The organism is Mesorhizobium sp. M7A.F.Ca.MR.176.00.0.0 (assembly GCF_004023165.1).
In the GTDB taxonomy this organism is placed as follows: domain Bacteria; phylum Pseudomonadota; class Alphaproteobacteria; order Rhizobiales; family Rhizobiaceae; genus Mesorhizobium.
Genome location: NZ_RZTC01000252.1, coordinates 1 through 2384, shown reverse-complemented (window position 1 = coordinate 2384; position 2384 = coordinate 1). Strand labels below are relative to the sequence as shown.

Here is a 2384-nt window from a genome sequence, read left to right as displayed (position 1 = left end):
ACTATCCGGCGGCCAGCGCCAGCGCGTCGCCATGGGCCGGGCGCTGGTGCGCGATCCCAAACTGTTCCTGTTCGACGAGCCGCTGTCCAACCTCGATGCCAAGCTGCGCGTCGACATGCGCATCGAGATCAAGCGCCTGCATGCCACCACTGGCACCACCATCGTCTACGTTACCCACGACCAGATCGAGGCGATGACGCTGGCGACCAAGATCGCGGTCATGCGCGATGGCGAGGTGCAGCAGTTCGGCACCCCGGCCGAAATCTACAACAACCCGACCAACCTCTTCGTCGCCGACTTCATGGGCTCGCCTGCGATGAACCTGATCCCGGCGACGATCGGCACGTCAGGCAACGCGCTGTCCGTCGTGCTGCAGCGCGAAGCGCGAGAGCCGATCTCGCTGCCGATGGCCAATGCACCGGCCGGCCTGTCGGCATTCCAGGGCAAGCCGATCATCTTCGGTGTCCGCCCCGAAGCCCTGACCGATCCGGAAGGTGCCGAGCGCAACGCCTCGCACATCGCCACCGCCGACTGTCACATCGAGGTCGTCGAACCGGCCGGCTCGGACACTTTCGCCGTCACCAATCTCGGCGGCAAGGGCGTGGTGGCGCGGCTGCGCGCCGACGCCAACATCCAGCCGGGTACCAACACGCCGCTTGCCTTCAACTTGACCAAGGCGGTGTTCTTCGATCCGGCGACCGAGACCCGTATTCGCTAATGTATGTCGCCCAAAAGTGGATCCGGTTTTGGGGCAACGACATGCATCAAAACAAAAAACTAAAGCGCGTCGGGACGCGATTTAGGCCATGACAAATCCGGACATCGTCATCATCGGCTCCGGCATTGGCGGCGCCACGATCGCTTCCGGCCTTGCCGGCAGCGGCGCCTCGATCCTGATGCTGGAGCGCGGCGAGCCGTTGCCGGCGACGCCGCACGCGCGCGACACGCGCTCGATCTTCGTCGACGGCCATTACAGGCCGAAGGAGATGTGGCGTGAGGCCGGCGGCGCCGCCTTCAATCCCGGCAATTATTACTATGTCGGCGGCAATTCGAAGTTCTATGGCGCGGTGCTGATCCGCTACCGCAAGGAGGACTTTGCGGCCATGGAGCATTTCGGCGGCGTCTCTCCGGCCTGGCCGTTCACCTATGACGAATTCGAGCCCTGGTATTCGAAAGCCGAGCAGCTGTTCCGCGTGCGCGGTGCACTGGGCGAGGATCCGACCGAGCCGTTCCATTCGATCCCCTACGCCTACAAGCCGGTGCCCGACGAGGCACCGATCGCCCGCGCCCGCGCCGAGCTGAAAAACCTCGGCCTGCATCCGGCCTCGCTGCCGCTCGGCGTCGACATCGACACCTGGCTGAAAGAGGGCAAGACCGGCTGGGATGCTTTCCCGAACACCGGCCAGGGCAAGGTCGACGCGCAGACGGGTCCGCTGACGGCTGCGCTGACCGATCAGAACATCAAGCTCGAGACCGGCGCTTACGTCGAATATCTTGAAGCCTCGCCAGACGGCACGACGATATCAGCCATTCACTACCGGCAGAACGGCGAGCTGAAGAAAGTATCACCGAAGCTGGTCATCCTGTCGGCCGGCGCGGTCAATTCCGCCGTCATCCTGCTGCGCTCGCCGACATCGGATGGCAAAGGCCTAGCCAACCGCTCCGACCAGGTCGGCCGCAATTTCATGAACCACAATTCAAGCGCCATGCTGGCGATCGACCCGCGCCGCCGCAACGATGCCGTCTACCAGAAGACCTTGATGCTGAACGACTATTACCTGTCCGACGGCAAGGGCGGCAAGCCGCTGGGGAACGTCCAGTTGCTCGGCAAGATCGACGGCAACATGCTGCGGGCCAATGTCAAATACACGCCCGGATTCGCGCTCGACTTCATGGCCGACCACGCTGTCGACTGGTACCTGATGTGCGAGGACCTGCCCGATCCGGAAAGCCGCATCATGGTCGACGGCAAGGACATCGTCATGCAGTGGCGGCGCTCCAACATGCGGTCGCTAGACGGGCTGACCAAGGTGATGCGCGAAAATTTCCGCGCCTGCGGTTATCCCATCGTTCTGTCGCGCCCCTTCGACAAGCGCACGCCGTCGCACCAATGCGGTACGATAAAGATGGGCGACGATCCGGCGACGGCGGCGCTCGACCCTTACTGCCGCTCCTTCGACCACCGGAACCTCTTCGTCGTCGACGCCGGTTTCCTGCCGAACTCGGCCGCGGTCAATCCGGCGCTATCGATTGCAGCCCAGGCGCTGCGTGTCGCCGATCATATTCGCAAGGTGGAGCTTGCCGCATGATGGGTCAGTGCCGCCCCTCATCCGCCTGCCGGCACCTTCTCCCCGTAAACGGGGAGAAGAAAGCTGGTCGCAACC

General features: G+C 63.7%; 2 protein-coding genes. Both read left to right on the top strand.

Annotation, left to right across the window (positions count from 1 at the left end; genetic code table 11):
- Window positions 1-718: ATP-binding cassette domain-containing protein (locus tag EOB59_RS34470; protein ID WP_128290279.1), on the top strand; the 718-nt coding region annotated here is incomplete at its 5' end.
- Window positions 719-806: 88 nt separating this feature from the next.
- Entirely contained in the window at window positions 807-2309 is a 1503-nt protein-coding gene (locus EOB59_RS34460) for a GMC family oxidoreductase (protein WP_128290278.1), read from the top strand.
- Window positions 2310-2384: the final 75 nt, after the last annotated feature.

Excerpts from the sequence above, each read along its gene's own strand:
- EOB59_RS34460 (WP_128290278.1), top strand. The coding sequence starts at position 807 with ATGACAAATCCGGACATCGTCATCATCGGCTCCGGCATTGGCGGCGCC.